We start from the raw sequence: 26813 nt of genomic DNA, 5'->3' as shown, positions 1-26813 counted from the left end.
CAGCTTCAAGCGCCAGACTCTCGGGACGTTTCAGAACTACCAAAAAGGCAAAGAGCGCCTTTGTGGTAGTTCCTCCAACGCCTGTCGAGTCTACAAGGCGCTTTCAGCATTTAATGTTATGCATTAAAGTATCTTGCGTCGGGGTGTGCGAAGACCATTGCGGATACGGATGCTTCTGGTTCCATCATGAATTCTTCGGTCAGAATAACTCCGTGCTCTTCCGGTCTGATGAGGCGGAAGAGTTTGGCTTGGTCTTCTAGGTTCGGACAGGCTGGATAGCCGAATGAGAATCGCTGGCCTTGGTATTTAGCTGCGAAACGTTCGAGCATAGTGAAGTCAGTTGGGTCAGGGAATCCCCACTGGTCACGGATTTCTTGGTGAATCCGTTCAGCGAATCCTTCCGCGAGTTCCAGAGCAGTTGACTGGAATGCGTGGCTTTCTAGGAACTTTCCTTCCGCTTTCAATTTGTTTGCATAATCACGAATTCCTTTGCCGGCAGTTACTTGCATGAAAGCGACGTAGTCCATCTCGCCGCTTTCTACTGTTTTCAAGTAGTCAGCTAAGCATAGGAATGGTTCCTTGTCTTGACGTGGGAACGTGAAGCGTTCGATTTCAGTTTTTGAATCTTCCGGATCGTAAATAATTACGTCATCGCCATCTGCTTGGGCAGGGAAGAACTGATAAACGCCGGAAGCTTTCATTTTATCGGACTTCAAGAACTCGGTGACCATGTCGTGAAGTTGAACTGCGCGTTCATCTTTTCGTTCAAGCATTTTATCGACATTTCCACGCAGGCCTAAGTGGTGACCGATCAGTGTGCGCATATTTACATAAGGATGTAAGTGTGCGACAGAATAATCTTTCACGACACGTCTGCGCAAATCTGTCGGTACGAATACTGGAACATCGGTGCGCACCGTTTTCACTGGACGCGGCTTGACCGCAACTGCCACAGCTCCGCGACTTGCTTTAATCGCGTCATTGGCTTCACGTTTTTCGATACTTTGCACTAATTCTTCGAGTAGTTCTTCTTTGCCTTCACTTTGTAGACGGTTTGCCAAATCAAGCCCTTGCATCGCATCTTTAGCGAAAATTACTGGACCATCATATTCAGATGCGATTTTAGTTTCGGTGAAGCGCCTTGTCAACGCTGCTCCACCAACCATAATAGGCGTATCAATACCCGCGGCCTTGAAGTCTTGTGCAGTCAAGACCATTTGTTGTGCAGACTTAACGAGTAATCCGGACAGACCTACAATATCTGGCTTTTCTTTACGGATTACTTCAATCAATGCAGCAGGGGTTACTTTGATGCCGATATCGATTACTTTAAATCCATTATTACTTAATATGATTTCTACTAAGTTTTTCCCGATATCATGTACGTCGCCTTTAACTGTAGCTAAGATAATTTTACCTTTGCCCGAATCATCTTCTTTTTTCTCCATGAACTGTTCAAGATAGGATACCGAAGCTTTCATGACTCCAGCACTTTGTAGAACTTCTGCTACGATCAGCTGATTATCATTGAATAGACGGCCGACTTCAGCCATCCCTGTCATGAGCGGACCATTGATGATATCAAGCGGTTCGTCATATGTTTTTAAAGCGGAATCCAAGTCAGGAATTAAGCCTTCTTTTGTTCCTTCGACTATATAGTATGAAAGACGTTCAGCTACAGTTTTCGGTAGATCATCTTCTGTTTTTTCTTTTTTCTTACCACGATAAAAGTCTGCGAATGCTGCCAGTGTGTCATCCGTTGTGGAAAACAGTAGATCATCCGCCAGCTTTACTTCAGCCTCTGGAATCGAAGCATAACGTTCAAGTTTTTCTGTGTTTATAATCGCGTAATCAAGACCTGCTTGTGTACAGTGATACAAGTACACGGCATTTAATACTTCACGACCAACAGACGGTAGTCCGAATGATACGTTACTGACACCTAAAGTTGTTAGAGTACGTGGAAGCTTTTCTTTGATTAATCGAATTCCTTCAATCGTTTCTACTGCAGAGCCAATGTATTGCTCATCGCCTGTGCCGACAGGGAAGACGAGTGGATCGAAAATGATATCTTCGGGCGGAATCTGCCATTTATTGACGAGTAAATCATATGAACGTAACGCGACTTCAAGTTTGCGCTCTCTCGTTACAGCCATTCCAATTTCATCAATCGTTCCAACTACGACAGCTGCTCCATACTTTTTAACTAAAGGAAGTACCGCGTCAAAGCGTTCTTCACCATCTTCTAGGTTAATGGAGTTGATGATCGCCTTACCTTGTGAGAATTTCAGCGCTTCCGCAATAACATTTTCATCTGTCGAGTCAATGACTAGAGGGACTTTAACTTTCTTCACTACTTCTTGCATGAAGCGAGTCATATCATGCAACTCATCACGGTCGGGATTCGCAAGACAAATATCCAATACGTGTGCTCCACGTTTTACTTGTGCACGTGCGATTTCAGAAGCCTCTTCAAATTTCTCTTCTACGATCAGCTGCTTGAATTTACGCGAACCGATCACGTTCGTTCGTTCACCAATCAATAGAGGACGCATAGTTTCGTCATATAGTAATGGTTCGATACCTGAAACTGCATGGCCGTGAGGTTCCGCTATTTGGCGAGGCTTTAAGTCTTTTACTGCTTCTCTAATTGCACGAATGTGGTCAGGCGTCGTACCGCAGCAACCGCCAACCATATTTAGCCAGCCTTTTTCGGCAAAGCCTGCAAGCTTTTTTGATAGGGACTCAGGTGATTCGTGGTAATGTCCTTCCGCGTCCGGCAATCCAGCATTTGGATAGCACGTAACGTAGCTTGTCGCTAACTCTGATAATGAACGCAAGTGGTCTGTCATGAATTCAGGACCCGTTGCGCAGTTCAAGCCGACCGATAGAGGGTGAACGTGTTCAATGGAAATATAGAAGGATTCGATGCTTTGGCCTGCGAGAGTTGTACCCATAGGCTCGATTGTACCTGAAATCATAATGGGTATTTCGCGTCCAAGTTCTTCAAACGCCTTTTTAATGCCAATCGTACCAGCCTTTACGTTCAGCATATCCTGACTCGTTTCCATCAGAATCAAGTCACTGCCTGCTTCGATAAGTGCCTTTGCTTGAACGTAGAAATCATGAGATAGTTCATCGAACGTAATCCCACCTGTAACGGAAAGTGTCTTTGTCGTTGGTCCGATTGCACCTGCGACAAAACGTGGCCATTCCGGTGTAGAGAACTTCGCCGCACTCTTTTTTGCAATTTCAACTGACTTTGCATTAATTTCATTTGCGCGGTGACCTAGTGAAAATTCATTCAACACAAGGGGTGTACCACCAAACGTATTCGTGCAAATGATATCAGCGCCAGCTTCTAAGTACTCATCGTGAATCTTTTCTAAAACATCAGGGCGTAACACACTCATGTATTCGTTACATCCATCGTATTCTTCTCCGCCGAAGTCCTCTGTCGAGAAATCTTCCGCTTGTAGCATCGTCCCCATCGCACCGTCAATGATCAGGATTCGTTTATCTAGTTGTTCTTCAATAGGATGTCTCTGCATGTAGTAATTCCCTCTCCTTCTGCTCGTCTAATTCCTTAATATACTCATACAACTCTAACGTCATATCGTAACGAAGGAATGGTGTAATTAGATAGATACCTTTAAAGTATTTCGCTGCTGTATCAAGAAGTTCTTTTGCGATTTCCAGGCCAACTTCTGTCGATTGATCTCGATCATCACTGCACTGGCGCATTCTTTCCAATACTTCATCGGAAAGCTTAATGCCAGGTACTTCGTGATGCAAGAACTCTGCGTTTCGAATATTCGTCAACGGCATAATCCCAATAAAAATCGGTGTGTCCAAATGCTTCGTTGCTTCATATACTTCTATGATTTTTTCTTTTGTATAAACAGGTTGAGTGATAAAGTAGTCTGCGCCCGCTTCGATTTTCTTATCTAGCCGCTGTACGGCACGTTCCACTACGCGTACGTTCGGATTGAATGCTGCTGAAATAGAGAAGTTGGCTTTTTTGCGCAATGGCTTTCCAGAGAAGGAAATACCTTCATTCAACTTTTTGATTAATTGTATTAACTCCATACTGTTCACGTCATAAACGCTCGTAGCCCCTGGGAAATCTCCCACTTTCGTTGGGTCACCTGTTACCGCCAGCACATCCGTGATACCTAGTGCATCCAAACCCATCAAATGTGACTGCAATCCAATAAGATTGTGATCGCGACATGTCAAATGAACGAGCGGGCGAATATTGTGTTGCATTTTAATGATTGAGCCCATCGCCATATTACTGATACGAGGGGAGGCAAGTGAGTTGTCCGCCATTGTGATCGCGTCAACGCCTGCATCGTATAATACGTTCGCGCCTTTGACATAATCTTCTGTCTCTAAGTGGCGCGGTGTATCCAACTCTACAATCACCGTACGCTCTGTTTTGGCTTTTATGTGAAGTGGTTGGTGTTGTACAGGACTCGCTTCTTGGATGACGATAGGTTTTGACGGCTGTACGACTTTTTCTGTAATAGGCGCAAGTCTAGCTAACTGCGTTTTGGCTGCTTTAATATGTTTAGGCGTTGTACCGCAACATCCACCGATTAACCGAACCCCTTGATCGCGTAGTAGTACGGCAGCACGACCGAAATACTCTGCCTCTGATTCATAGACTATTCGTCCATCTTCTACGTCTAATAGGCTGGCGTTTGGATAAGCTGATAAAAATGCTTTTTTCGGTAACGTGACATTATCGAATGCTTGAATCGTGTGGTAAGGTCCTAAGCGACAGTTGACGCCTACAACGTCTGCACCGAGAGACTCAAGTTGGTGAAGAGCATCGTTTAATGAAAGTCCGTTTTGAAGTACACCGGGGTCATGCATAGAAACTTGTGCAATTAATGGCACGTCCGTAACTTTCTTTAATGTGCTAACAACAGATGCCAATTCTTCAAAATCATAATAGGTCTCCAATAAAAGACCGTCGGGATCACCTGTTAATAATGCGTTTGCTTGTTCTAATACGACTTTTTCTATTTCATCCAATGTAGCATCACTTTTACGAATGCCACGTAGACCGCCGATTGTGCCAAGAACGAATTGTCCGCCAGGTGCTGCTGCGCGCTTTGCGATTTGGATGGCTGCTTTATTGAATTCCGTCACATGACTTTCTAAACCGTAGCGAGCTAATTTAATCGCGTTAGCACTGTATGTGTTCGTTTGGATGATATCTGCACCCGCTGCGATATAGTCTTGGTGAATTTGCTCTATAATTTCGGGCTTTTCTATGTTTAGCTCTTCATAACAATAATCAATTCCGTAAGAATATAAAATCGTCCCCATTGCCCCATCTGCTGTTAGGACATTTGTTTGTAGTTTCTCTAGCAATGACATGTTCCCATCTCCCCTTTGCTTTTCTAATCAAAAAAAGCCTTCAAGTATATTAGAAGGCTTTGTAATCTCAATGACTAGTTCCCTCTCATCTTTTCAGTGCGTCAATTTGACAGACTGCTGGAAGTAGCACCTTGCCTAAACGGCTGGTTGCTGAAGCGTCGACGGGCCAGTCCCTCAGCTTCTCTTGATAAGATACGATTCTTATTCAATTATTTTGATTATTCTAACCACATCATAGCGGCTTTGTTGTTCTTCGTCAAGTGAACATTCAGTGAAGTTCGTAGTCGGGATTTGCAACATAGAGAAATTGCGATATTTATGATAAAGTTAAAGGAGTAAATTGAAAAGGTGAGGAATTATGCGGTTCTTTAAATACTCATTTCCAATCGCTGTTCTTGTAGGTACTCTTGCTTGGATCATGATAGGTAATAGTTACGAAGAAGTTACTTATGATATGCGCGTGTACATTACGATTGCAGCTGCAATATTTAGTGGTTTAATTTCAAGCGTTCTGTTCCGTAAAGAAAAGGAAGAACAGATTGATAAGAAGAAGTAGGCTGTCAGCATGATGCTGCAGTCTTTTTTTTTATTTATTTTTAGAGTTAACTTAAAAATAAATAGTGTTGACACAATGTGAGTTAACCTCTATTATTTTTATGGTAACTAATATAAAAAGAGGTGACATGATGGCAACTGCAACAGAGAGTCGACCGGTCAGTAGATTCAATGCACTAACCATTGTATACAGTGGAATGTTCGCATCATTAATGATGATTGGAGCAAATATTACATCCTTCGTGCCGTTTTTAGTAGTTGGTGGAGTGCCTATTACATTGCAAACGTTTTTCGCGATCTTATCGGGACTATTACTCGGCAGCCGTCTAGGTGCATTATCTATGACGGTGTATATGTTAATAGGGCTAGCGGGTGCACCGGTCTTCGCAAGATTTTCAGGCGGATTCGGTCAGATATTAAGTCCGACGTTCGGTTTTATTGTTACTTTCATTCTAATTGCTTATGTAGCGGGAAAGATTGTCGAGCGAAATCAGACCCTGCCTGCTTTTATTACCGCTGCGCTAGTCGCTACCGCAATCAACTACATACTAGGTACAAGTTGGATGTATTTTGCGTATAAGATGTGGGCTGCTGCACCCGAGGTGTTTTCTTATAAGATCGCATGGCTATGGATGATGCCTCCACTGCCAAAAGATCTAATTCTAGCTGTGTTGTCAGGCATGTTTGCGTTCAGAATATCAAAACACTTGAAAGTGAGGCGTACATTATAATGAATTACCAACAACTCGCTACTAGAGTACTAGAAGGACATGTATTAACCGACGAGGAATCACTTGCACTATTAAACAGCCCAGATGAAGATTTACTATTATTACTGCATGCAACGTACTCGATTCGATCACATTATTTCGGAAATAAAGTAAAGTTGAATATGATCATCAATACGAAATCAGGTTTATGTCCGGAGAACTGTGGTTATTGCGCTCAGTCCATCGTTTCAAAAGCGCCTGTCGAAAAGTATGCAATGATGAAATCAGAAGAGATACTTGAAGGTGCGGAGCGTGCGGCAGCCAATAAAGCAGGCACTTATTGCATCGTTGCAAGTGGACGGGGACCACGTGACAGTGAACTGGACATAGTCATTGACTCTGTTAAACAAATTAAAGAAAAGCATAAAGGAATGACGGTATGTGCTTGCCTAGGAATTTTGAAGCCAGGACAAGCGACTCGTTTGAAAGAGGCAGGAGTAGATCGCTACAACCACAACTTGAACACATCCGCAGAGCATCACGAAAGTATAACAACGTCGCACACATACGAAGATCGTGTAAACACTGTAGGATTGGCCAAAGAAGCAGGCATTTCTCCGTGTTCAGGCGTCATCGTCGGCATGCGTGAAACAAAGCAAGACATTATCTCTATGGCACGTAGCCTGCGCGAACTGGACGCAGACTCCATACCTGTAAACTTCCTGCACGCAGTTGATGGAACACCATTAGAAGGAACGTCAGAACTGGACCCACGCTACTGTCTAAAAGTCCTGTGTCTGTTCCGCTACATTAACCCTAGCAAAGAAATCCGTATCTCGGGTGGACGTGAAGTCAATCTAAGAAGTCTACAACCACTAGGTCTTTACGCAGCAAACTCTATCTTCATCGGTGATTACCTCACAACAGCCGGTCAAGAAAATGACCAAGATCTAAAGATGCTTGAAGACATGGGCTTCGAAGTCGACCTAGAACCAATGCGTAAAGAACCCATCACTATATAAAGAGAAAAGAACTAAAATTTTGTACAGTATATGACTGAAGACGATCCGCTATGAGGATCTGTTCTTCAGTCTTTTATTTTTCAATCGATATTTTTTTAGAAGATTGTAATAACCAATCATAGTTGAAAGCGTCTGTTTGGAGTGTAATCAACAGTCCCTACCAACTCACTATGTTTTTGTCTGGTAACTAATTGAATAATAAATAGCCTAATGTGACAACCTAGCAACAGGTTTCCTTTCAGCCTAAACAGGTATACATACAAACAAATGAATTGCATCATGTCCGATTTTTGCGATACAATCAAGTCAAAGATAGTCAAAGTCAACTAGAACGTTGAGCGAAACGAGGTGACGAGATGCGTAATATTTCTGACATTATAGAAGGATATTTGAAGTCGATTATCGAAGAGGAAGATAGTGCTTCTATTGAAATCAAACGAAATGAGATTGCTGAGAAGTTTCAATGCGTTCCTTCACAGATTAACTACGTGATTAAAACGCGATTTACAGTCGAGCGTGGCTACGCTGTAGAGTCTAAACGCGGAGGTGGGGGCTACATCCGGATTTATCGCGTGCGTACCAACTCCCGAAAAGACTTACTTGAACAAGCGCTAGAAGTTTTAGAAAGTGAAGCGTCCTCCACTATGGCGGAAGATGTGATTATTCGTTTAATTGAAGAACAAGTCATTACAGAGCGTGAAGCTAAACTGATGCTCGCGGCAGTGGGACGTACAACACTGCGTTATATGTTGCCTGAGCGTGATGCACTGCGATCGCGTATCCTTCGCGCCATGTTAGTTACATTAATATATGAAGAGATAGAATGAGGTGAGTCCCGATGCTTTGTGAAAACTGTAAAGAACGACCCGCTACTGTCGTGTTTAAACAAGAAACACCAAATGGTATAACAGAGCGCCATTTATGTGATAAATGTGCATTTTATTCGCAGACATTTTCTTTCAGTCCTGATCAAGAACCTTTGTCGATTCAACAATTCTTGGCACACTGGTTAGGAGGTTCTGAAATATTTCCAGAACAGAAAACCGGTGAAACGCTTCCGGATGGTCCGAAATGTCCGAACTGTGGTTTAACCTTCCATCGTTTTCTCGACAGTGGAAAGTTTGGCTGTGCTACATGTTACGATGCATTTCGTGGACAGTTGCCAAGGGTGTTTGCAAAATTACACAACGGTCACGCTCAACACCGAGGGAAAATACCGGTTTCGCTTAATGAACGTTTTGCCTTAAAGAAAAAGCTTGAAGATATCCGTACGAAAATGCGAGAGGCCGTAGAAGATGAACGGTTTGAAGAAGCCGCATCTTTGCGGGATGAGGCGAATCAGCTGAAACAGCAACTGGAAGATGGAGGTGACGATCAACATGTCATTTGAAAAATTCATCAAACAGGAACTGACGGGTTGGATGGTAGCAGAAGGGGAACACGCCGACATCGTCCTATCCACAAGAATTAGACTGGCCCGCAACCTCCAAAAACACTTATTTCCAATAAGCGCGTCGCAAGAAGATGCAAATGATGTCAGTGAGGCATTGAATCATGCAGTCGAGACGATGGAGGATCACCACTTTACTGGTACTACTATGAAAGATTTAACACCACTTGAGAGACAAATTTTAGTCGAGAAGCACTTAGTCAGTCCGCAGTTAATTGATCCTAAAAAGCACGGATCTGTTCTACTGTCGGAAGATGAAACAATCAGTATTATGGTGAATGAAGAAGATCATATTCGCATTCAATGCATTTATCCAGGTTTTCAAATTGATCAGGCGTATGAACATGCTGATCAAGTAGACAGCGAGTTAGAAAAGAATTTAGACTATGCATTTGATGAGACGTTTGGCTATTTGACTAGTTGTCCATCCAACACAGGTACAGGAATGCGCGCATCGGTCATGATGCATTTACCTGCACTGACGATTACTAAACAAATTGAACGCATTATTCCAGCGATATCAAGGCTTGGAATGGTCGTACGAGGAAGTTATGGAGAAGGCAGCGAAGCGCTCGGAAATATTTATCAGATTTCCAATCAAATCACACTAGGCAAATCAGAAGAAGAAATCCTGAAAGACTTGGAAAGTATTGCGAAACGTCTGATAGCGCATGAAAAGAAATCACGCGAACTATTATTGGCCAAATCGGAAGTTCACTTGGAGAATAGATTATTCAGAGCGCTTGGGACGCTGACACATTCACGGATTTTACCATCGGCAGAAGCGGCAAAATGTTTGTCTGACGTCCGATTGGGTATTGATTTAGGTATATTCGAAAATATCGACATGTCTATTTTGAATGAATTGATGATTTTCATGCAGCCGGGTTTCCTTCAGCAATATGCGGGTGCAGAATTAACATCAGATGAGCGTGATATCCTTCGTGCACAATTGTTCCGTAATCGGCTGGGTGTAGGGAAATCTTCTGTACCAGAGCAAGATACTGATCCATCGTGAGCAAAGTTTTTGCAAGTAGGATAAAGAAGATTTATAATTAATCAAAGATAGTCAAAGTCAATATGCGGATTTGGTTGTATCGCGAACTGACTTGAATATATATAAGTGATAGGAAACAAAGCAACGATGCGTTATTTTGCATAACATAGAGTATAGTCCACTGAATGAAGGAAAGAGGGGAATGAATATGATGTTTAATCGATTTACACAACGTGCACAAAAGGTTTTACAACTGGCCCAAGAAGAGGCAATACGTTTAAAACATGAATCTATTGGTACTGAGCATATTTTACTTGGTTTGATTCGAGAAGGTGGCGGCATCGCAGCGAAAGCTCTTGAAGCAATTAATGTGAATGCAGATACTATTGAACGTGAAGTAGAAGTTTTGGTAGGTGTGGGCTCTAAAGACGTGGGTCCGATTGTTCATTATACTCCTCGTGCAAAACGAGTTATCGAGTTATCTGTAGATGAGTCACGCAAACTGGGGCATTCTTATATCGGTACTGAGCATATTTTATTGGCTTTGATTCGAGAAGGAGAAGGCGTCGCTGCACGCGTTCTAAATAATGCGGGTGTTAGTTTAAATAAAGCACGTCAACAAGTACTTCAGTTACTTGGTAATGATGAGAGTTCAGTTAATAATCCAGCGAATTCTGCATCAGCAGCAACACCGACATTGGATAGCTTAGCACGTGATTTAACTGAAATTGCACGTGAAGGTACATTGGATCCGGTAATTGGTCGTAGCAAAGAAATCACACGCGTTATTGAAGTCTTAGCGCGTCGCACGAAAAACAACCCCGTGTTAATTGGGGAACCAGGCGTTGGTAAAACAGCAATTGCAGAAGGCTTGGCACAGCAAGTAGTGAGTAACGAAGTGCCAGAGATCTTACGTGATAAGCGCGTTATGACGCTTGATATGGGGACAGTCGTTGCGGGTACGAAATACCGTGGTGAATTTGAAGATAGAATGAAGAAGGTAATGGAAGAAATCCGTCAAGCGGGCAATATTATCTTATTCATCGATGAATTACACACGTTGATCGGTGCAGGTGGAGCAGAAGGTGCTATTGATGCATCCAACATCTTGAAACCATCTCTTGCACGCGGTGAACTACAATGTATCGGTGCTACAACACTTGATGAATATCGTAAATATATTGAAAAGGATGCAGCACTTGAGCGTCGTTTCCAGCCGATCCAAGTTGATGAGCCTTCAGTAGATGAAACGATACAAATTATCAAAGGCTTGCGCGATCGTTATGAGGCGCATCACCGTGTAAAGATTACAGATGAAGCAGTCGAAGCGGCAGCGAAAATGTCCGACCGCTATATTTCAGACCGTTTCTTGCCAGACAAAGCGATCGACTTGATTGACGAAGCTGGATCAAAAGTGCGCTTACGCTCGTATACTACTCCTCCTAACTTGAAGGAGCTTGAAGTAAAACTTGAAGCAATTCGTTCCGAGAAGAATGCAGCTGTTCAAAGCCAAGAATTTGAAAAAGCCGCTTCTTATCGTGATAAAGAGCAGAAGATGAAGGAAGAATTAGAAACAACGAAAGCCGCTTGGAAGGAAAAACAAGGACAGACTGAATCCGAAGTGACAGTAAATGATATTGCGTCTGTTGTAGCGATGTGGACAGGAATCCCTGTTGACAAGATTGCAGAGACAGAGTCAGCTAAATTACTGAACATGGAAGAGATTTTGCATCAGCGTGTCATTGGCCAAAAAGAAGCTGTGTTATCTATTTCGAAAGCTATCCGTCGAGCACGTGCAGGATTGAAAGATCCGAAGCGTCCGATTGGTTCATTCATTTTCCTAGGACCAACTGGTGTAGGTAAAACTGAACTGGGCCGTGCGTTGGCAGAAGTGATGTTCGGCGATGAAGATGCAATGATTCGCATCGATATGTCCGAATACATGGAGAAACATTCAACTTCTCGTTTAGTCGGATCACCTCCAGGATATGTAGGATATGATGAAGGCGGTCAATTAACTGAGAAGGTTCGCCGTAAGCCGTACTCAGTTGTATTGCTAGATGAAATTGAAAAAGCGCATCCAGATGTCTTTAATATACTATTACAAGTATTGGAGGACGGACGCTTAACAGATTCTAAAGGACGTACAGTTGATTTCCGCAACACGGTAATCATCATGACTTCGAACGTTGGAGCAACTGAATTGAAGAAAAACCGCTATGTCGGCTTTAATATTCAAGATGGTGAATCCGACTACGATGACATGAAAGAAAAAATGCTTGCAGAATTGAAGAAAACATTCCGACCAGAGTTCTTGAACCGTGTGGATGACATGATTGTCTTCCATTCATTGGAGAAAGAGCACTTACGTGAAATCGTCAGCTTGATGAGTGATGAACTTTCTAAGCGTTTGACTGAACAAGACATCGAATTGGTGTTGACTGAGTCCGCTAAAGATAAAATCACGGAAGAAGGATATGATCCGGAGTACGGAGCTCGTCCATTACGTCGTGCATTGCAAAAACATGTAGAAGATCGTTTATCTGAAGAGTTACTTGAAGGTAAAGTTCTGATGGGTGAAAAAGTGATCGTTGACGTAGAAGATGACAAGTTCATCGTACGCACGGAGAAACAAACAGTAGTAGCAGCAGAAAAATAATAATATGATGTTCCGGATAGCTCGCTCGCTTAGTTTTTAAAAAGCGCAGCGGGCTGTCCTTTTCGTATTTTTCAATAAGGAGAGAGTGTATGGCTAAGCGTAAATCGAAGTTCATGTGCCGTTCTTGTGGATATGAGTCAGCCAAATGGATGGGGCGCTGTCCTGGTTGTGGAGAATGGAATACGATGGATGAAGAAGTAGAGATCGTACAAAAAGGACCGCGTGCTGCATTTCAGCATGGTGAAAGAGTGAAGCAGAAAGCTTTACCGATTAGTCAGGTGGAAATGGCTGAAGAGCCGCGTGTCAAAACGGAATTAGAGGAATTAAACCGCGTACTTGGAGGCGGGATTGTTCCAGGCTCGCTCATATTAATCGGTGGTGATCCGGGTATTGGGAAATCTACTTTATTACTTCAAGTCTCGTCACTGCTTGCAAATCAACAACAGCGCGTACTGTATATATCAGGAGAGGAATCGATTAAGCAAACTAAGTTACGTGCGGAACGTTTAGGTGTGAAGTCAGATGAGTTATATATTTATGCCGAAACAGATTTGGCGATGATCAATGAAACTGTAGATGAAGTGAAGCCGAGATTTGTAATTGTGGATTCGATTCAGACTGTACATCATCCTGAAGTATCATCAGCACCAGGAAGCGTATCGCAAGTGCGTGAATGTACTGCGGAATTAATGCGCATAGCAAAGACGCAAAACATTGCGATATTCCTCGTAGGTCACGTGACAAAAGAAGGGCAAATTGCAGGTCCGCGACTGCTTGAGCATATGGTAGATACGGTGCTGTATTTCGAAGGTGAACGTCACCACACATACCGTATTTTACGAAGTGTCAAAAACCGTTTCGGTTCCACTAATGAAATTGCTATTTTTGAAATGTTGCAAGCGGGGTTAAAGGAAGTCTTAAATCCTTCGGAAATGTTTTTGCGCGAGCGATCGCAAGGTGGAGCGGGCTCTACCATTGTTGCGTCTATGGAGGGTACACGACCTATACTTGTTGAAATTCAGGCATTGTTGACGGCATCCAGTTTCAATTATCCGAAGCGCATGGCAACCGGACTGGATCAAAACCGCGTGCAGCTATTGATGGCAGTATTGGAAAAACGTGCGGGAATGCTATTGCAGACACAAGATGCGTATATTAAGGTTGCGGGCGGCGTTAAACTAGATGAACCAGCCATTGATTTGGCGGTTTTACTAAGTATCGTATCGAGCTTTAAAGACACTGCCGTCGGTGCGCGAGATTGTTTTGTTGGTGAAGTAGGGTTAACAGGTGAGGTTAGAAGGGTATCTAGAATAGAACAACGTGTGACGGAAGCGGCAAAACTTGGTTTTGATCGTATTATCATTCCATCCTCTAATCTGGGTGGTTGGGATGTCCCGTCAGGAATTGAAGTGGTCGGTGTGGAGACGGTAATGGAAGCATTAGGAATTGCATTCAGATAATAATCGTATACATAGCGACACCCGTAAAAATATAAGAAACATTCCCGTTGTTTAGATAGTCCTAGTAGGAGTGGTGAGGAATTTTTAGAAATTCCTCACTTAACCTAAGCGGCTAACTACAATTCGTTGTATACTATTAGGAAGGAAAAGGAGGTGGAAGAATATGTTGAAAAGAGTAGTCCAAGTTTCATTCTTATTAATCGGAGGAACTCTCGGTGTTTTATTCTTACCGTACTTATTCGCAATGTTTGAGTTTACATCACGCCCCATCATTGAAAACCCTTATGTGGAGGCAATCATAGGAGCTATCATTCTATTTTTATTAAGCTTATTTTTAACCGAGCCGATTGTGAATTTCATCAAATGGATTGAAGAAAGACTCTTGAAAGCACCGATCATGGACTTGTTATTCGGTACAATCGGATTAGTCGTAGGATTAATCGTTGCATTTTTATTCAGTTTCGGACTAAGTGCAATTGGTTTTCCGGTAGTGTCTTCAGTTGTGCCTGTTTTATTATCTATTCTTCTAGGCTATTTAGGTTTCCAAGTAGGTTTTAAAAAGTGGGAAGAGTTCATCAATGCATTTTCTAATTTACGCATGACAACAGCGAAAAAGAAAGAATCGGCAGAACCAGTTGTCACTCCACCACAAAAAGATGTATATAAATTATTGGATACTAGTGTCATTATTGATGGACGTATTGCAGACATTGTAGCAACAGGATTTTTACAGGGGATTTTAGTCGTGCCTCAGTTTGTGTTGACTGAATTACAGCATATAGCGGATTCATCTGATACATTGAAACGAACAAAAGGTAGACGTGGCCTAGATATTCTAAAGCGTTTACAAAATGATGATGGACCCCAAGTGCTGATTACGGATGAAGATATTCCGAATGTGGCAGAAGTAGACTTAAAGCTGGTCAAACTGGCGAAGAAAATGGATGGACTGGTTGTAACGAATGATTTCAACTTAAACAAAGTATCTGATTTGCATGGTGTTGCAGTTTTGAATATCAATGATCTTGCCAATGCAGTGAAGCCTGTAGTAATTCCGGGAGAAGAAATGCATGTGGTCGTTATAAAAGATGGTAAAGAACATAATCAAGGTGTTGCATACTTGGATGACGGCACCATGATTGTAATTGAGGATGGTCGTTCTCATATAGGAGAGGCTATTGATGTAGTAGTAACAAGTGTATTGCAAACATCGGCGGGTCGAATGATTTTTGCTAAACCCAAAGGCCGATAACTAGCATAGAAAGCAGAGTGACAAACGTGAAATATACAGTGATGATTCCTGCTGCGGGAAGCGGCAAACGAATGGGTGCCGGACAAAATAAGCTCTTCCTAAAAATAGGCGAGCATTCAATTTTGTATCACACAGTGGGTGTGTTTCAAGAAGACCCTAATTGTGAAGAGGTCATTATGGCCGTGAAACCGGAGGAACAAGCCGCCATTCAAAAGATACTTGGACAGCGTGCGCATGCAAAACCTATCACATTTGTAGAAGGTGGCGGTGAGCGACAAAACAGTGTTGCGGCTTGTATTGACGCGTATCAAGGGAATGGTGTTGTTCTCGTCCATGACGCGGCAAGACCTTTCCTAAAATCATCAGTCATTACGGAGCTCGTCAACACCGCGAATGAAAAAGGTGCGGCGATCGCGGCAGTCAAAGCAAAAGATACGATTAAGTACGCGGAAAACGGAGCAGTGAAAGAAACGTTAGACCGTGAAAAATTGTGGCTTGTACAAACACCGCAGGCATTCCAATATCAATTGTTGAAGGAAGCATCCGACTCGGCTATTCGAGATGGCTTTCTTGGTACTGATGAATCCATGCTAGTGGAACGGATGGGTCACGACGTGCAAGTGGTAGAAAGTTCATATGATAATGTAAAGATGACAACCCAAGAAGATCTCGCGATAGGCGAAATCTTACTGGCAAGAAGAAAGTAGGAGGAATAACCCCATGTTTCGAATCGGACAAGGTTTTGATGTACATGCATTTGAAGAAGGTAGACCACTCATTATCGGCGGTATCACGATTCCGCACACAAAAGGATTGATCGGTCACTCTGATGCGGATGTGTTATTACACACAGTAACAGACGCTGCACTTGGTGCGATTGGTAAAGTGGATATTGGCACACATTTCCCAGATACGGATGATGCGTTCAAAGACGCTGACTCTGCTATTTTATTGGAGAAAGTATGGACGATGGTAAAAGAAGAAGGCTATCGTTTAGGTAATATTGATTGTACGATTATTGCACAACGTCCGAAAATGGCGCCATATATCGGAGACATTCGTGAGCGCGTAGCAGAACTGCTTGAAGCAGATCTATCCCAAGTGAATGTGAAAGCTACAACTACGGAACGTCTGGGCTTCCCTGGACGTGAAGAAGGAATCGCAGCGATGGCAACGATTTTACTGATGAAAAACCAGTAACTTTCAAAACATCTTCTAGAGTGTTAAAATAGATAGGAAATTATATAAGAACGTAATCAATTCGAAACGGAGAGGTAAATATTATGACACAAGAAGTACGTGTGCGTTATGCACCGAGTCCAACAGGCCAACTACATATTGGTGGAGCGCGGACCGCGTTATTTAACTATTTATTCGCTCGTCACTATGACGGGAAATTCATTGTTCGTATTGAAGACACGGATACAGCACGAAATATTGAAAGTGGTGAACTATCACAACTTGAAAACTTAACGTGGCTCGGTATCCATCATGACGAATCAATTGATATTGGCGGAGAATACGGACCGTATCGTCAAATGGAACGTCTGGATTTATATAAGAAGTATGCAGATGAAATGCTTGAAAATGGACATGCTTATAAATGTTTCTGTACTCCTGAAGAGCTAGAAGCAAAGCGTGACGCACAGAAAGAAGCGGGAATCGCAGCGCCTATGTATGATGGAACTTGCCGCCATTTGACAGCGGAACAAGTTGCAGAAAATGAAGAGGCAGGAAAATCTTACAACATCCGTATGCGTGTTCCTGCAGACGTTACGTATACAATCGATGACCTTGTGCGCGGTGAAGTCACATTTGAATCAAAAGACATCGGTGACTGGGTAATGGTGAAGACGAATGGTATTCCTACGTATAACTTTGCGGTAGTAGTGGACGATCATTTGATGAAAATCTCACATGTTTTCCGTGGAGAAGAGCATTTGACGAATACACCGAAGCAACTAATGGTATTTGACGTATTCGGTTGGGACCACCCACGATTCGGTCATATGACGCTAATTGTCAACGAAGAACGAAAGAAGCTTTCAAAACGCGATGAATCCATCATTCAATTCATTACGCAATATAAAGATTTAGGTTATTTGCCGGAAGCGATGTTTAATTTCTTCGCATTGCTTGGTTGGTCGCCTGTCGGAGAAGAGGAGATCTTCTCGCATGACGAACTGGTTGAGCAATTTGATGAGTCACGTTTGTCCAAATCACCATCGATGTTCGATACGGATAAGCTAACGTGGATGAATAATCAATATATTAAAAAACTCTCTTTAGAAGAAGTAATTGAATTAACATTACCTCATCTACAAGCTGCAGGATTGGTTTCAGAAAATATGTCAGCTGAAGAACAAGTTTGGGTACACGATTTAATCGCGCTATACCAAGGTCAATTGAGCTTCGGTGCTGAAATCGTTGAGCTATCTGCCCAGTTCTTCCATGACACAGTGGAATATGATGAAACAGCATCAGAAATTTTGGCAGGTGAACAAGTGCCAGAAGTAATGACGTCACTTAAGAAGCAACTTGAAGAACTAGAAACTTTCGATGCACCGTCGATTAAAGCAGCGATTAAGGCTGTGCAAAAGGAAACAGGACATAAAGGCAAAAATTTGTTCATGCCTGTGCGTGTAGTAGCAACGGGTGAGACATCAGGGCCTGAATTGCCGGACGCAATTGCGTTGATTGGGAAAGAAAAAATTATTCAACGCGTTGGAAAATTCGCAAAATAATCAATATTGACATTTCGATGATATTCTGTAAAATGAATCTAATATGAAATCGTCATATGAAAAGCGTTGAGAAGGAAAGTAGATAATGAATGCTCTCTAGAGAAGGTCATCTAGGCTGGAAATGACCTGAGTTGTTCACTATCGAAATGCACCTTTGAGCGATGAGCCGAAACTTTTAGTAGGCCATACGTATAGTCTGCGTTAAAGACATTAAGCGGGGAACAAGTATGTTCTCAAGCGGAGTGGAACCACGCAATTAATGCGTCTCTGTCATCATGAGTGACGGGGGCGCTTTTTTTCATCTCAAGAAATTACTGTGAACTAGGAAACGCGACCAGATATAAGAAGAAAAAGGGGGAAGTTCATTGTTCAAACGTATGAAAGAGGATATTCGCTGTATTTTCGATCAAGACCCAGCGGCCCGCAGTACAATTGAAGTAGTTTTAACATATTCGGGGTTGCATGCCATTTGGATGCACCGTATTGCACATGCATTTTACAAGCGTAATCTTCGGTTTTTGGCTCGTGTAGTTTCACAAGTCAGTAGATTTTTCACGGGTATAGAGATCCATCCAGGAGCAGTGATCGGTAGACGTCTATTCATTGACCATGGGATGGGTGTAGTCATAGGGGAAACATGTGAGATTGGTGATGACGTGACGCTGTATCAAGGGGTTACATTGGGTGGAACGGGAAAAGAAGGCGGAAAGCGACATCCGACACTTCATGACAACGTGCTAGTCGCGTCGGGCGCTAAAGTCCTGGGCTCCATAACGGTTGGTGAGAACAGTAAAGTAGGAGCGGGTTCGGTTATCTTAAAAGAAGTGCCGCCCAATTCCACGGTAGTTGGGATACCTGGAAAAATTGTTATCTCAAATGGAGTACGTGTAAAAAGTAAGCTGGATCATTCTACACAAGACCCGATTGAGGATGAAATCAAACGATTAGAAAAGCAAATTCAAGAGTTGAAACTGCGTACTGAGCAGCTGGAAACTGTGAATGAAGAAAAGGGAGATTTACATGAGCGTTCAACTTTATAATACATTAACAAGGAAAAAAGAAAAGTTTGTTCCGATAGAAAAGGGAAAGGTCAAAATGTATGTCTGTGGACCAACCGTCTATAACTATATTCATATTGGAAACGCGCGTCCTGTAATTGCATTTGATACGGTTCGGCGCTATCTAGAATATCGCGGCTATGAAGTGAATTACGTTTCAAACTTCACGGACGTAGACGATAAGATCATTAAAGCAGCCAATGAATTAAATGAAGAAGTTGGAGACTTAACCGAGCGCTTTATCGCAGCGTATCATGAAGATGTAAGTGCTCTTGGCTGTGAGGAAGCGACAGCACATCCACGTGTAACGGAGCATATTGACGATATTGTGGAATTTATTCAAGTCCTGATCGATAAAGAATTCGCTTATGAATCTCGTGGTGATGTCTACTTCCATACGCGTAAATTCGAAGGGTACGGGAAGCTTTCCCACCAGTCTATCGATGAATTAAAAGTCGGTGCACGGGTGGAAGAAAATACGATCAAAACAGATCCGCTTGACTTTGCACTTTGGAAATCAGCTAAAGATGGCGAGATCTCGTGGGATAGTCCGTGGGGGAAAGGTCGTCCGGGCTGGCATATCGAATGTTCGGTTATGGCTAAAGAACTTCTTGGTGACACAATTGATATTCATGCAGGAGGGCAAGACTTAGCGTTCCCGCATCATGAAAATGAAATTGCACAGTCCGAAGCAGCTACAGGAAAAACCTTCGCTAACTACTGGATGCACAATGGTTATATTAATATCGATAACGAAAAGATGTCGAAATCACTAGGTAACTTTATTTTGGTGCATGATATCCGTAAGCAAGTCGATCCGAAAGTACTTCGTTTCTTCATGCTATCCGTGCATTATCGTCACCCGGTTAACTTTGCACAGGAACTTGTGGAGAGTGCAGCAAATGGATTGGAACGTATCCGCACAGCATATAGCAACTTGCAACACCGACTGTCGATCTCGGCAGATCTGGCTGAAGACTCTGAGCTTTGGTTAAATAAAATCAACGAACAAATCAAAGCATTTGAAACGGCAATGGATGACGATTTCAATACAGCCAATGCGATAGCATCAATTTTTGAACTATCTAAGCAGGCTAACGTCTATTTGCTAGAGAAAAACACAGATCGTCGCGTGCTTCAACAATTTATTGATACATTGGATAAATTAATGGATGTACTTGGTTTACCGTTTGAAAACGAAGGTGAATTAGTGGATGACGAAGTGGATGCGTTGATTCAGGAACGTCTGGATGCGCGGAAGAATCGTGATTTTGCACGGTCGGATGAAATTAGAGATCAACTAAAAGAACAAGGTATTTTATTGGAAGATACAGCGCAAGGTACTCGCTGGAAAAGAGGGTAAAGACGTGGGGGATTTACGTGATATAGACGTCAAACAACTTAATGCACTTGCGCTTGCTTATATGGGTGACGCGGTATACGAAACGGCGGTCAGAGAGCATTTACTGCGTATGGGGCGCGTGAAACCACAGATTTTGCATAAGGAGGCTACACGCTTTGTCTCTGCGAAAGCGCAAGCGCGTATTATCCTGACGATGAGAGACCAGCAAATTCTGACAGAGGAAGAGTTGGCAGTAATGCGCCGCGGTCGCAATGCCAAAGCGGGATCAGTCCCTAAAAACACTGATGTTACTACGTATAATTATAGCTCGGCATTCGAAGCGGTTCTCGGGTATGTCCATTTACTCGGTCGGCAAGAGCGTCTGGCTGAACTAATAGAGACGGCGATTCGATTAGTGGAGCATCCTGAGGAGGAAAAAGTATGACAGAGCTAGAAGTTGAACTGATTGGCGGAAGAAATCCTGTAGTGGAAGCACTGCGTTCCGGCAGACAACTGAATAAAATTTGGGTGGCAGAAGGCGTTAACAAGAAAAGTATCGGTGAAATTATGAAGCTTGCTAAAGATGCAGGGGTAGTTGTACAAACGGCACCGAAGCAGAAACTTGATGGTATGACCGATTTGAGTCATCAAGGAATTCTTGCGTCGGTTGCCGCTTATGATTATGCGGAGTTAGAAGATTTATTTGCTATTGCTAAAGAGCGACAAGAGGATCCGTTCTTCATCATCTTGGATGAATTAGAAGATCCGCATAACTTAGGTTCTATTTTACGAACAGCGGATGCCTCTGGAGTTCATGGTATCATTATTCCAAAAAGACGTGCGGTTGGTTTAACAGGTGTGGTGGCCAAAGCATCAACAGGTGCGATTGAGCACATACCTGTTGTTCGAGTAAATAACTTGTCTCAAACTGTGGACGAGCTAAAGAAACAAGGGGTATGGATTGCAGGAACAGATGCATCCAACTCTACAGATTATCGCCATATGGATGCTACATTACCTTTAGCAGTCATTATAGGTAGCGAAGGAAAAGGAATGTCCCGCATATTGCGCGAAAGATGCGATTTTCTCTATAGTTTGCCTATGGTAGGTAAAGTTACGTCTTTGAATGCTTCAGTAGCGGCAGCGTTGTTGATGTATGAAGTTTTACGAAAGCGTCAATCCGCCCAGGCTACGTCATGAAGAAAGACGTGCTACTCGTTGATGGTTACAACATCATCGGTGCGTGGCCCGAACTACAGCAATTGAAGCAAGAAGATTTTGCGCAAGCGCGTGATCGACTCATTGAACGGATGGCGGAATTCCAGGCGAATAAAGGATGGCGCGTTATCGTAGTATTTGATGCTCATCTAGTACCGGGTATCGAGAAACGTAAAAAACAATATCGAGTCGAAGTGGTCTTTACAAGAGAAAACGAAACAGCTGATGAACGCATTGAAAAACTGGTGTCCGAATTAACCGATCGATTAACACAAATCCATGTGGCCACTTCCGATCTTGTAGAGCAATGGGTAGTATTTGCTCAGGGTGCGCTTCGCATCTCCGCACGAGAGCTGGAAATCGCCATGAAAGAAGTAGATCGCGTGATTGCGTTAAGATTAAAGGATTCATTAGAACGACGGCCTATCTCAAAGATTCCATTAACAGATGAAGTAGCGGCAGAGTTCGAGAAAATGAGACGTGGCGGAAAATGAGTGGTTGACGTGAAAAATTACCGCGTCTATACTGACTTATAAAACCAATTAGTACTCTGGGGTGGAGAGGTTGGTGCGGAACATGAAAAATATGAAAAGTAAAAATGAATTTACTAAGCTTTCTGATGAAGAGATGGTGGAGTTGATACATCTAGGGAATTCAGATGTATTGGATTTTTTGATAACCAAGTTTCAGCCAATAGTCCGTATGAAAGCTAGAACATATTTCATTATTGGTGGAGATCGTGAAGACATCGTGCAAGAGGGAATGATTGGTCTATATAAAGCGATTCGTGATTTTCGTCCCGATAGATTAAGTTCTTTTAAAGTCTTTGCTGAGCTGTGTATAACGCGGCAAATTATTACGGCGATCAAAACTGCTACACGCCAAAAGCATATTCCGCTCAATACGTCCGTTTCGCTGGACAAGCCTATGTATGATGAGGATCAGGAGCGAACGCTTTTGGATATCATATCAGGCTCTACGTTAGACGATCCTGAAGACTTGATGATTCACAAAGAGAACTTCTCGTTTATGGAAGAAGAAATGAATAAAGTGCTGAGTGGATTGGAAAAAGAGGTGCTCACACTGTACTTAGAAGGTCAGTCCTATCGTGAGATTTCCGAGGTGTTGAATCGACAAGTGAAGTCGATAGATAATGCCTTACAACGCATCAAACGTAAACTAGAACATTCAATGGCGATGGATCTGGTGCGTTAAATATATCGAAAGTAAATTGACATGTGATGGGTTAGATGGTACTCTTTATCAAGACTATTGTCTTGAATTAGGTGAAGCAAAATGGCAAAAAAAATAACTTTAAGCTGTGAGATATGTGGTTCGCGAAACTATTCCTTACCCGCTGGCAACAACAGCCAAGAGGCAAGAATGAGTATAAAAAAGTTTTGCAGTCATTGCAATGCGCATACATTGCATAAGCAAACCATTTGACCAGTTACATAGAGTCCGAGCAAGGGCGCTATGTCATTCGGAAGGGTTGGAGAAGAATGGGCAAGATTACCGATTTTTTGAAAAAAGTCGTTTCGGAAATGCGGAAAGTCAGCTGGCCGAAACGTAAAGAATTAACGAAGTATACTGTAGTCGTTATTTCTACAGTCATTTTTATGGCTGTTTATTTCTTCGTGGTGGATATAGGTATCTCCGGAGTTATGAAATGGTATACTAATCTGTAATAAATAAAGTATGAATAGCGTGAAAATATCCCGTTTTGATGAATGAACGGGTTTTTTCAGCTTTAATTTAAGGGAGGGACGGACGCGCAGTCCTCAATGTCATGGAAATGGATAAAAATTGGTATGTTGTGCATACGTACTCGGGATATGAGAACAAAGTAAAGGCCAATCTTGAAAAACGTGTCGAGACAATGGGCATGTCGGATAAGATATTCCGTGTCGTTATTCCGGAAGAAGAAGAGACGGATATTAAAGATGGTAAAAAGAAAACAGTTATGCGTAAAACGTTCCCTGGATATGTCTTGGTTGAATTGATCATGACGGATGATTCTTGGTATGTTGTTCGTAATACACCAGGTGTTACTGGATTTATCGGCTCTTCAGGTGGCGGAGCGAAGCCTACTCCGTTGTTGCCGGAAGAAGTAGAGTTCATCCTAAAACAAATGGGTGTTAAAGAACAACGCATAGATATTGACTTTGGTGTGGGTGAAAGTGTGACGGTACTTGAAGGGCCGTTTGCTCACTTTGAAGGTAAGGTAGAAGAGATTGAAATGGATAAAGGTAAAGTCATCGTAACTGTCGACATGTTCGGACGGGAAACGAAGATGGAGCTTTCATTCGAACAAGTAGAAAAAATGGAGTGATGGGAAATGTGATTTTCCCTCTTGCAAAATCTGTGTAATGGTGGTATCATTTCAAAGGTCAGACTTAGTCTGTACGGATTAACCAATTCTACCGACATCGTCGGCAGGCACATATTTGAGTGGGAGGGGCAACCCAATTACCACATCACGGACTTAAGGAGGTGTGTCTCGTGGCTAAAAAAGTTACTAAAGTAGTGAAATTGCAAATTCCAGCTGGTAAAGCAAATCCAGCACCACCAGTAGGGCCGGCATTAGGTCAAGCAGGTGTTAACATTATGGGATTCTGTAAAGAATTTAACGCTCGTACAGCAGATCAAGCTGGTCTAATTATTCCAGTAGAAATCTCAGTATTCGAGGACCGTTCATTTACATTTATCACAAAAACTCCGCCGGCAGCAGTATTGCTGAAGGTTGCAGCAAACGTTCAAAAGGGTTCAGGTGAGCCTAATAAAAACAAAGTTGCTACAGTTAAGCGTGATAAAGTTAGAGAAATCGCAGAACAAAAGATGCCAGACTTAAACGCGGCGTCAGTTGAAGCGGCGATGGCAATGGTCGAAGGTACTGCTCGCAGTATGGGATTCAAAATCGAAGACTGATAGTAGTTCTTCACGATAAAGCAACGGTTTGAAGGTGAGGGCTGCGGTCGATTGTGATTCGCAGCCTTCATTAAGTGGGAGGTTTAATCCGTTAAAACCACAAATGAGGAGGAAATTCTGATGGCTAAAAGAGGTAAAAAATTCGTAGATGCAGCGAAGCTTGTAGATCGTACTGCTACATACTCTGCGAAAGAAGCAATTGAACTTGCTAAAAATACAAGTACTACTAATTTTGATGCAACTGTTGAAGTAGCTTTCCGTCTTGGTATTGATACTCGTAAAAACGATCAGCAAATCCGTGGGGCAGTTGTACTTCCAAACGGTACTGGTAAAACTCAACGCGTATTAGTATTCGCTAAAGGTGAAAAAGTTAAAGAAGCAGAAGCTGCAGGCGCAGACTATGTAGGCGATGCAGAACTTATTGCTAAAATTCAACAAGGTTGGTTCGATTTCGACGTAATCGTTGCTACACCTGACATGATGGGCGAAGTTGGTAAGATTGGTCGCGTACTTGGACCAAAAGGTCTTATGCCAAACCCGAAAACTGGTACAGTAACATTTGACGTAACGAAAGCTATTGAAGAAATCAAAGCAGGTAAAGTTGAATACCGTGCGGACAAAGCTGGAATTATCCATGCGCCAATCGGAAAAGCATCCTTCGATAACGAGAAGTTGGAAGAAAACTTCTTGACGATCTTTGAAACTATTCAAAAAGCTAAACCAGCTTCAGCAAAAGGAACATTCATGAAATCAGTAAACGTTACGACAACTATGGGTCCTGCTGTTAAAGTAGATCCGTCAAGCGTTACTATTAAAAAATAATTGACAAGCACAAAGTGATCTGCTAAGATTACGCTTGTTATGATGATAACCATTTGTACCGAAGACAGCAGGTGTGGCTTGCCACTTAATGCTCCTGCCGAGGACAAGACGCTCTTTTTAAAAGATGACGACTTTTCTGCCCTCATGTCTTAGACATTGAGGGCTTTTTATATCGGTATAAGTGACCCTAATTACCAGGAGGTGTCAACATGAGCAAAATTTTAGAAGCTAAACAAGCAGTCGTATCAGAAGTCGCTGAGAAATTACAAGCAGCAGCATCTGTAGTAGTTGTCGATTACCGTGGTCTTACGGTTGCGCAAGTTACAGAATTGCGTAAACAATTACGTGAAGCAGGCATCGAGTTCAAAGTTTATAAAAACTCTATGGTGCGTCGTGCGACAGTAGTTGCAGGATTAGAAAGTCTGAACGAAAACCTTACAGGTCCAAACGCTATCGCTTTCTCTACAGAAGACGTAGTAGCGCCAGCTAAAATCTTGAATGATTTCGCTAAAAAGAATGAAAAGCTTGAAATTAAAGCAGGTGTGATCGAAGGAAACGTCGCAACTGCTGAAGATGTGAAAGCATTGGCTACTCTACCTTCTCGCGATGGTCTATTGTCTATGCTACTCAGCGTTCTTCAAGCGCCAGTACGAAACTTTGCACTTGCTACAAAAGCAGTTGCAGAACAAAAAGAAGAGCAAGGTGCTTAATTTCGCATTTTGACTATGACCGGAACAAACTAGCCGGTTAAATACAACTTTCCAGGAGGAACTTAAAATGACTAACGCACAAATTTTAGACGCAATCAAAGAAATGACAGTTCTTGAACTAAACGACCTTGTTAAAGCAATCGAAGAAGAATTCGGCGTAACAGCAGCAGCACCAGTTGCAGCAGCTGGAGCAGTTGCAGAAGCAGCTGAAGAGCAAACTGAATTCGACGTAATCCTTGCATCAGCTGGAGATCAGAAGATCAAAGTTATCAAAGCTGTTCGTGAAATCACTGGTCTTGGCTTGAAAGAAGCTAAAGCTCTTGTAGACGAAGCTCCTAAAGCAGTTAAAGAAGCAGCAACTAAAGAAGAAGCAGAAGAAATGAAAGCTAAACTTGAAGAAGTTGGCGCATCTGTAGAAGTTAAGTAATTTCTACTTCCCTGAGAAAAGCCCGTCTATTTGACGGGCTTTTTTCTTCATATACAAATAGTATAACT

The 26813-nt window shown here is 42.5% G+C and carries 27 protein-coding genes, 1 riboswitch and 2 other annotated features; of the genes, 25 read left to right on the top strand and 2 right to left on the bottom strand.

What is annotated here, in order from left to right:
• Nucleotides 1-116 precede the first annotated feature (116 nt).
• Both metH and CSV76_RS04565 read right to left on the bottom strand, forming a co-directional pair.
• A complete protein-coding gene (metH, locus tag CSV76_RS04570; protein ID WP_099624843.1) occupies nucleotides 117-3551 on the bottom strand; it encodes a methionine synthase in 3435 nt (1144 codons plus the stop codon).
• Nucleotides 3532-5391 (bottom strand): bifunctional homocysteine S-methyltransferase/methylenetetrahydrofolate reductase, encoded by a 1860-nt coding sequence (locus CSV76_RS04565; RefSeq protein WP_099624842.1) that lies wholly within the window; start codon nucleotides 5389-5391, stop codon nucleotides 3532-3534. The genes metH and CSV76_RS04565 overlap by 20 nt, the downstream gene beginning before the upstream one ends.
• Before the next feature lie 82 nt (nucleotides 5392-5473).
• Nucleotides 5474-5585: riboswitch (SAM riboswitch) on the bottom strand.
• Nucleotides 5586-5749: 164 nt separating this feature from the next.
• Here CSV76_RS04565 and CSV76_RS04560 point away from each other — a divergent pair.
• The 25 genes from CSV76_RS04560 to rplL all read left to right on the top strand — a co-directional run bounded on the left by CSV76_RS04560 (nucleotide 5750) and on the right by rplL (nucleotide 26745).
• Entirely contained in the window at nucleotides 5750-5947 is a 198-nt protein-coding gene (locus CSV76_RS04560; RefSeq protein ID WP_085427492.1) for a hypothetical protein, read from the top strand.
• A gap of 127 nt (nucleotides 5948-6074) precedes the next feature.
• A complete protein-coding gene (locus CSV76_RS04555; protein ID WP_099624841.1) occupies nucleotides 6075-6677 on the top strand; it encodes a biotin transporter BioY in 603 nt (200 codons plus the stop codon).
• A complete protein-coding gene (gene bioB / locus CSV76_RS04550) occupies nucleotides 6677-7678 on the top strand; it encodes a biotin synthase BioB (protein WP_099624840.1) in 1002 nt (333 codons plus the stop codon). The genes CSV76_RS04555 and bioB overlap by 1 nt, the downstream gene beginning before the upstream one ends.
• A 356-nt stretch (nucleotides 7679-8034) precedes the next feature.
• Nucleotides 8035-8505, top strand: a complete 471-nt coding sequence (locus CSV76_RS04545) for a CtsR family transcriptional regulator (RefSeq protein WP_085427489.1) — start codon at nucleotides 8035-8037, stop codon at nucleotides 8503-8505.
• An 11-nt stretch (nucleotides 8506-8516) separates the two neighbouring features.
• Nucleotides 8517-9068 carry a UvrB/UvrC motif-containing protein gene (locus CSV76_RS04540; protein WP_085427488.1) on the top strand — a complete coding sequence of 184 codons (552 nt, stop codon included), beginning with the start codon at nucleotides 8517-8519 and terminating at the stop codon, nucleotides 9066-9068.
• The gene (gene mcsB / locus CSV76_RS04535) at nucleotides 9058-10146 is read left to right on the top strand and encodes a protein-arginine kinase McsB (protein WP_085427487.1); all 1089 of its coding nucleotides are present in this window, start codon (nucleotides 9058-9060) and stop codon (nucleotides 10144-10146) included. The genes CSV76_RS04540 and mcsB overlap by 11 nt, the downstream gene beginning before the upstream one ends.
• Nucleotides 10147-10333: 187 nt before the next feature.
• Nucleotides 10334-12784, top strand: coding sequence for an ATP-dependent Clp protease ATP-binding subunit (locus tag CSV76_RS04530; RefSeq protein WP_085427486.1), 2451 nt, complete (start codon nucleotides 10334-10336; stop codon nucleotides 12782-12784).
• Nucleotides 12785-12873: 89 nt separating this feature from the next.
• Nucleotides 12874-14244, top strand: coding sequence for a DNA repair protein RadA (gene radA, locus CSV76_RS04525; RefSeq protein WP_085427485.1), 1371 nt, complete (start codon nucleotides 12874-12876; stop codon nucleotides 14242-14244).
• A 163-nt stretch (nucleotides 14245-14407) separates the two neighbouring features.
• Complete coding sequence (locus tag CSV76_RS04520) at nucleotides 14408-15496, top strand: PIN/TRAM domain-containing protein (protein WP_085427484.1); 1089 nt, start codon at nucleotides 14408-14410, stop codon at nucleotides 15494-15496.
• Between the two features lie 26 nt (nucleotides 15497-15522).
• On the top strand, nucleotides 15523-16203 hold the full coding sequence (gene ispD / locus CSV76_RS04515) for a 2-C-methyl-D-erythritol 4-phosphate cytidylyltransferase (RefSeq protein WP_085427483.1): 681 nt from the start codon (nucleotides 15523-15525) through the stop codon (nucleotides 16201-16203).
• Nucleotides 16204-16216: 13 nt separating this feature from the next.
• Entirely contained in the window at nucleotides 16217-16696 is a 480-nt protein-coding gene (ispF, locus tag CSV76_RS04510) for a 2-C-methyl-D-erythritol 2,4-cyclodiphosphate synthase (RefSeq protein ID WP_085427482.1), read from the top strand.
• A gap of 83 nt (nucleotides 16697-16779) precedes the next feature.
• Entirely contained in the window at nucleotides 16780-18240 is a 1461-nt protein-coding gene (gene gltX, locus CSV76_RS04505; RefSeq protein WP_099624839.1) for a glutamate--tRNA ligase, read from the top strand.
• Between the two features lie 57 nt (nucleotides 18241-18297).
• Nucleotides 18298-18512 (top strand) — a binding site (T-box leader).
• 93 nt (nucleotides 18513-18605) lie between these two features.
• Nucleotides 18606-19280, top strand: coding sequence for a serine O-acetyltransferase (gene cysE, locus CSV76_RS04500; RefSeq protein ID WP_085427480.1), 675 nt, complete (start codon nucleotides 18606-18608; stop codon nucleotides 19278-19280).
• Nucleotides 19261-20661: a cysteine--tRNA ligase gene (gene cysS, locus CSV76_RS04495; RefSeq protein ID WP_099624838.1), complete on the top strand. Its 1401-nt coding sequence runs from the start codon at nucleotides 19261-19263 to the stop codon at nucleotides 20659-20661. Before cysE ends, cysS begins: the two co-directional genes overlap by 20 nt.
• Nucleotides 20662-20665: 4 nt before the next feature.
• A complete protein-coding gene (locus CSV76_RS04490) occupies nucleotides 20666-21085 on the top strand; it encodes a Mini-ribonuclease 3 (RefSeq protein WP_269466770.1) in 420 nt (139 codons plus the stop codon).
• Entirely contained in the window at nucleotides 21082-21840 is a 759-nt protein-coding gene (gene rlmB / locus CSV76_RS04485; RefSeq protein WP_099624837.1) for a 23S rRNA (guanosine(2251)-2'-O)-methyltransferase RlmB, read from the top strand. The genes CSV76_RS04490 and rlmB overlap by 4 nt, the downstream gene beginning before the upstream one ends.
• Nucleotides 21837-22352: an NYN domain-containing protein gene (locus CSV76_RS04480; RefSeq protein ID WP_085427477.1), complete on the top strand. Its 516-nt coding sequence runs from the start codon at nucleotides 21837-21839 to the stop codon at nucleotides 22350-22352. The genes rlmB and CSV76_RS04480 overlap by 4 nt, the downstream gene beginning before the upstream one ends.
• 82 nt (nucleotides 22353-22434) lie before the next feature.
• Entirely contained in the window at nucleotides 22435-23073 is a 639-nt protein-coding gene (sigH, locus tag CSV76_RS04475; RefSeq protein WP_085427476.1) for an RNA polymerase sporulation sigma factor SigH, read from the top strand.
• An 81-nt stretch (nucleotides 23074-23154) separates the two neighbouring features.
• The gene (gene rpmG / locus CSV76_RS04470) at nucleotides 23155-23304 is read left to right on the top strand and encodes a 50S ribosomal protein L33 (protein ID WP_085427475.1); all 150 of its coding nucleotides are present in this window, start codon (nucleotides 23155-23157) and stop codon (nucleotides 23302-23304) included.
• Nucleotides 23305-23360: 56 nt separating this feature from the next.
• Entirely contained in the window at nucleotides 23361-23546 is a 186-nt protein-coding gene (gene secE / locus CSV76_RS04465; protein ID WP_085427474.1) for a preprotein translocase subunit SecE, read from the top strand.
• A gap of 107 nt (nucleotides 23547-23653) precedes the next feature.
• On the top strand, nucleotides 23654-24190 hold the full coding sequence (gene nusG / locus CSV76_RS04460) for a transcription termination/antitermination protein NusG (protein WP_085429027.1): 537 nt from the start codon (nucleotides 23654-23656) through the stop codon (nucleotides 24188-24190).
• Nucleotides 24191-24360: 170 nt separating this feature from the next.
• Entirely contained in the window at nucleotides 24361-24786 is a 426-nt protein-coding gene (gene rplK, locus CSV76_RS04455) for a 50S ribosomal protein L11 (RefSeq protein ID WP_029053289.1), read from the top strand.
• A gap of 120 nt (nucleotides 24787-24906) precedes the next feature.
• Nucleotides 24907-25608, top strand: a complete 702-nt coding sequence (gene rplA, locus CSV76_RS04450; protein ID WP_085427473.1) for a 50S ribosomal protein L1 — start codon at nucleotides 24907-24909, stop codon at nucleotides 25606-25608.
• A gap of 40 nt (nucleotides 25609-25648) precedes the next feature.
• Nucleotides 25649-25787: a sequence feature (ribosomal protein L10 leader region), on the top strand.
• A gap of 30 nt (nucleotides 25788-25817) precedes the next feature.
• On the top strand, nucleotides 25818-26318 hold the full coding sequence (rplJ, locus tag CSV76_RS04445) for a 50S ribosomal protein L10 (protein WP_085427472.1): 501 nt from the start codon (nucleotides 25818-25820) through the stop codon (nucleotides 26316-26318).
• A gap of 67 nt (nucleotides 26319-26385) precedes the next feature.
• Nucleotides 26386-26745 carry a 50S ribosomal protein L7/L12 gene (gene rplL, locus CSV76_RS04440; RefSeq protein ID WP_085427471.1) on the top strand — a complete coding sequence of 120 codons (360 nt, stop codon included), beginning with the start codon at nucleotides 26386-26388 and terminating at the stop codon, nucleotides 26743-26745.
• Nucleotides 26746-26813: the final 68 nt, after the last annotated feature.

The sequence above is a fragment of the Sporosarcina sp. P17b genome (assembly GCF_002743115.1).
GTDB classification, from domain to species: domain Bacteria; phylum Bacillota; class Bacilli; order Bacillales_A; family Planococcaceae; genus Sporosarcina; species Sporosarcina ureae_C.
The sequence above is the reverse complement of the archived record's forward strand: the minus strand, read 5'-3'. Positions and strand labels throughout refer to the sequence as shown.